This is a genomic window from Pantoea sp. CTOTU49201, assembly GCF_032054795.1.
Lineage (GTDB): Bacteria > Pseudomonadota > Gammaproteobacteria > Enterobacterales > Enterobacteriaceae > Pantoea > Pantoea symbiotica.
In genome coordinates this window covers 1-4,537 of the sequence record NZ_DAMBSA010000375.1, presented here as the reverse complement: position 1 = coordinate 4,537, position 4,537 = coordinate 1, and the positions used below count along the sequence as shown (strand labels likewise).

Here is a 4,537-nt window from a genome sequence, read left to right as displayed (position 1 = left end):
GTTTGAAGGCGTGCTGCACAACATGGAGCGCCGTTATAAAGAGACGGAATCCAACGCGGTGCGTGAAGAGCTGGCGAAATTTATCAGCAACCGCGCCTGTGCCAGCTGTGAAGGCACGCGTCTGCGTCGTGAAGCGCGCCATGTTTTTGTCGAAGACACCAACCTGCCGACCATCTCAGAAATGAGCATCGGCCATGCGATGGATTTCTTCGCCAACATGAAGCTGAGCGGCCAGCGTGCGCAGATCGCGGAAAAAATCCTTAAGGAGATTGGCGATCGTCTGAGCTTCCTGGTGAACGTCGGCTTGAATTACCTGTCGATGTCACGTTCGGCGGAAACGCTCTCCGGCGGTGAAGCGCAGCGTATTCGTCTGGCCAGCCAGATTGGTGCCGGTTTGGTTGGCGTGATGTACGTGCTGGATGAACCGTCCATCGGCTTGCATCAGCGCGACAACGAACGCCTGCTCGGCACGCTGATTCACCTGCGCGATCTCGGTAACACGGTGATTGTAGTGGAGCACGATGAGGATGCGATTCGTGCCGCTGACCATGTGATCGATATCGGTCCGGGCGCTGGCGTGCACGGTGGTCAGGTGGTTGCCGAAGGCGATGTGCACGCGATCATGGCGAATGAAAATTCCCTGACCGGCCAGTTCCTCAGCGGCAAACGTGAGATCGCGATCCCTAAACAGCGCGTCAAAGGCGATCCCGCTAAAGTGCTGAAACTGACCGGTGCGCGCGGTAACAACCTCAAAGATGTCACGCTGACGATTCCGGTCGGCTTGTTTACCTGCATCACTGGCGTGTCCGGCTCGGGTAAATCAACGCTGATCAACGATACGCTGTTCCCGATTGCGCAGCGCCAGCTCAATGGCGCGACCACCATCGAAGCCGCGCCGTATCGTGAGATCGCCGGTCTGGAACATTTCGATAAAGTGATCGATATCGATCAGAGCCCAATTGGCCGTACGCCACGATCGAATCCCGCGACCTATACCGGCATTTTCACGCCAGTACGTGAGCTGTTCGCCGGTGTGCCTGAAGCGCGCTCACGCGGCTACAATCCAGGCCGCTTTAGCTTCAACGTGCGCGGCGGACGTTGCGAAGCCTGTCAGGGCGACGGCGTGATCAAGGTAGAAATGCACTTTCTGCCCGACATCTACGTGCCGTGCGATCAGTGCAAAGGCAAACGCTATAACCGCGAAACGCTGGAGATCAAATACAAAGGCAAAAGCATCCACGAAGTGCTGGATATGACCATCGAAGAAGCGCGCGAGTTCTTTGATGCGGTGCCGGCGCTGGCGCGTAAGCTGCAAACGCTGATCGATGTTGGCCTGTCGTATATCCGCCTCGGTCAGTCGGCGACCACGCTTTCGGGCGGTGAAGCGCAGCGCGTTAAGCTGGCGCGTGAGCTGTCTAAACGTGGCACCGGCCAGACGCTCTATATTCTTGATGAGCCGACCACCGGTCTGCACTTTGCGGATATTCAGCAACTGCTGGAAGTACTGCATCAGCTGCGCGATCAGGGCAACACCATCGTGGTGATTGAGCACAACCTCGACGTGGTGAAAACCGCGGACTGGATTGTCGATCTCGGCCCGGAAGGCGGCAGCGGCGGCGGTGAAATCCTGGTGTCCGGTACGCCAGAAACGGTGGCGGAGTGTGAAAAATCACACACGGCGCGTTTCCTTAAGCCAATGTTGAAGAAGTAATTTTCTCCCAGGCCCACCATTGCGGGCCTGATTTTTTTCTGCCGAATTCCGCAACGAAATGCAGGAACAGGCAAGAATCAGACAACTTCAGGCATATACGCATTCCATCCTGCTGACTATCCTTACAGCGTTCCTTTTGGCGTGATTCACGCGCCTTTTATCCCTGACGGGATCCCGCATAAAACTCACGACACATCCTACTGGAGACACCATGAATATTACGCATGCCTATGCCGCACAGGACGCGAAAGCAAAACTCGCCCCGTTCGACTTTAAGCCACGCGAACTGCGCGCTCATGATGTGCAGATTGAAGTGTTGTACTGCGGCGTCTGCCACTCTGACCTGCATACCGCGCGCAACGAATGGCGCAACACCATTTTCCCTGTAGTGCCGGGCCATGAAATCGTGGGTCGCGTCACTGCCGTTGGCGCGCACACTCACAACTACAAAGTGGGTGATTTGGTGGGCGTTGGTTGTATGGTTGATTCCTGCCGCAGCTGTCCAAGCTGTCAGGAAGGGCTGGAGCAGTATTGCGAAAATGGCTTCGTTGGCACTTATAACGGTGAAGACCGTGAAACCAAAGCCATCACCTACGGCGGTTACTCCACCAGCATGGTAGTAGATGAAAGCTTCGTGCTGCGCGTTCCAGAGAATCTCGATCTGGCGGGCGTTGCGCCGCTGCTGTGTGCCGGTATCACTACCTACTCGCCACTGCGTCACTGGAATGTTGGTCCAGGTAAAAAAGTCGGTATCGTCGGTTTGGGTGGCCTCGGTCATATGGGCGTAAAACTGGCTCATGCGATGGGTGCACATGTGGTGCTGTTCACCACGTCACCGTCAAAAATTGAAGATGGTAAACGCCTCGGCGCTGATGAGGTGGTGATTTCGAAAGATGCCGATCAAATGGCAGCGCACACCAACAGCTTTGACTTCATCCTGAACACGGTTGCGGCACAGCACGATCTCAACCCGTTCATCGCCCTGCTGAAGCGTGATGGCAACATGACGCTGGTCGGCGCACCGGAGCACGATCACCCGGCACCGCAGGTCTTCAACCTGATCTTCAAACGCCGTAGCATCGCTGGTTCACTGATTGGCGGCATTGCGGAAACCCAGGAGATGCTGGATTTCTGCGGCGAGCACGGTATCACTTCAGATATCGAACTGATCGCGATGAATCAAATCAACGAAGCCTACGAACGCATGCTGAAAAGCGACGTGAAATACCGCTTCGTGATTGATATCAATACCCTGCGCGAGGAATCTGCGGCTTAATTCGCCTCAGTGGTCATCATGGTTGACGCCCGCTTCACGCGTGGCGTCAGCCTGTTGCCAGGAAGCATCCACCAGATAATAAATCTGCGAATCTTTCAGCGAACCATCCAGCCACAGCGTGCTCCAGTGCGACTTGTTTAAGTGCTCGCTGGGAAACACATCGTTATGCTCCTCACGTAATAATTCCGCTAGTGCAGGCGTTGCTTTCAGCGACAAAGCCGGACGCCCTTTTACCTCATAAAGCATGGCAAACAGCACACCTTCACTTTTAATCTGCGTCGCCTGCCAGCACTCTTTAAAGCTTTGCTCCGCGCCCGGCTTGCTCATGCAGTACGTCAGTAAATCCGATGTGTTCATGTTTTATTCCCCTTGTAAGGTCGCCACGATACGCCGCGCACCGCCCTGCACCCGATGTTCACCCAACCAGATTCCCTGCCATGTGCCTAACATCAGGCGACCACGGTTGACCGGAATCAGGAGCGAAACGCCGAGTAGCGACGATTTAATGTGTGCGGGCATGTCGTCAGCCCCTTCGTAGTCGTGCTGATAAGGCGCACTTTCCGGAACATGGCGTAAGAAATGCTGCTCCATATCGCTGCGCACCGTGGGATCGCAATTCTCATTTAGCGTTAGAGACGCCGATGTGTGTTGCAGCAGGAGATGCAATTGGCCGACGCGCACATCGGATAAGCCGTGAAGCTGGCCGACAATCTCGTCGGTAATCAGATGAAAGCCGCGCGCTTTGGCGCCAAGCGTAAGCGTTTGTTGATGCCACATGCCAGAATCCTAAAAGTAATCACACCGTTTAAGTGTGCAGCATGTCGGCGAAAGGTAAACCCTGAAGAGAGGAAAAAGCGGCAGAGCGTGAACTCTGCCGACTGAAGGTTAGTCGCTCAGCTTAGCGGCCATGGTTTTGATGCTGCCCACATCATCTTTGGTGATAGCAGCCAGACGCTCGCCGTACTCTTTATCGGCTTTGTAGAAGTACGACAGCATAATGGCGCGGCTCTGCACATCCACGCCTTTCAACGCGCCGCCCAGAGAATTGATCAGATCGGTTTTCTCTTTGTCGTTAAAGGAACGATACAGATCGCCCGCCTGCTTAAAGTTCTGCGTTTTAGCGATCTTCGCCTGCTGCGTAGTGCCGCTCAGCGGGCTGTGACTATAACGTGCGCTCTGCAGCTCTTCGCGCGGATAGATGCGGCTTGGCTGATAGTTCACACCATGATCGTCAGCTTTGCCGCTGTTCATCGCGCCATCCTGATTACCGTTACTCACCGGCACGCGCGGCGCGTTGACCGGCAACGTCAGGCCATTAGCGCCCAAACGGTGCATCTGGGTATCGGCGTAGGAGAACAAGCGGCCCTGCAGCAGGCGATCTTCTGATGGTTCAATGCCCGGCACCAGATTCGACGGCGCCATTGCGACTTGCTCGGTTTCCTGGAAGAAGTTATCCACGTTGCGATTCAGTTCCATCTGGCCCACTTTCACTTCAGCGATACCCGGCCAGATTTTGGTGGCGTCCAGCGGGTTGAAGTCGAACTTATCCA

At 55.3% G+C, this 4,537-nt stretch carries 5 protein-coding genes; 2 read left to right on the top strand and 3 right to left on the bottom strand.

Annotation, left to right across the window (positions count from 1 at the left end; genetic code table 11):
• Both uvrA and RTY00_RS20305 read left to right on the top strand, forming a co-directional pair.
• The coding region (gene uvrA / locus RTY00_RS20310; protein ID WP_312665838.1) for an excinuclease ABC subunit UvrA at window positions 1-1,711 on the top strand (1,711 nt) is incomplete at its 5' end.
• Window positions 1,712-1,922: 211 nt separating this feature from the next.
• Window positions 1,923-2,987, top strand: coding sequence for an NAD(P)-dependent alcohol dehydrogenase (locus RTY00_RS20305; protein WP_061718370.1), 1,065 nt, complete (start codon window positions 1,923-1,925; stop codon window positions 2,985-2,987).
• Window positions 2,988-2,993: 6 nt separating this feature from the next.
• On the opposite strand, the gene RTY00_RS20300 is transcribed toward RTY00_RS20305, so the two are convergent.
• The 3 genes from RTY00_RS20300 to RTY00_RS20290 form a co-directional block, all read right to left on the bottom strand.
• Complete coding sequence (locus RTY00_RS20300; protein WP_008109961.1) at window positions 2,994-3,344, bottom strand: MmcQ/YjbR family DNA-binding protein; 351 nt, start codon at window positions 3,342-3,344, stop codon at window positions 2,994-2,996.
• 3 nt (window positions 3,345-3,347) lie between these two features.
• Window positions 3,348-3,764 (bottom strand): secondary thiamine-phosphate synthase enzyme YjbQ, encoded by a 417-nt coding sequence (locus RTY00_RS20295; protein WP_061718371.1) that lies wholly within the window; start codon window positions 3,762-3,764, stop codon window positions 3,348-3,350.
• A gap of 108 nt (window positions 3,765-3,872) precedes the next feature.
• Window positions 3,873-4,537: catalase (locus tag RTY00_RS20290; RefSeq protein WP_312665836.1), on the bottom strand; the 665-nt coding region annotated here is incomplete at its 5' end.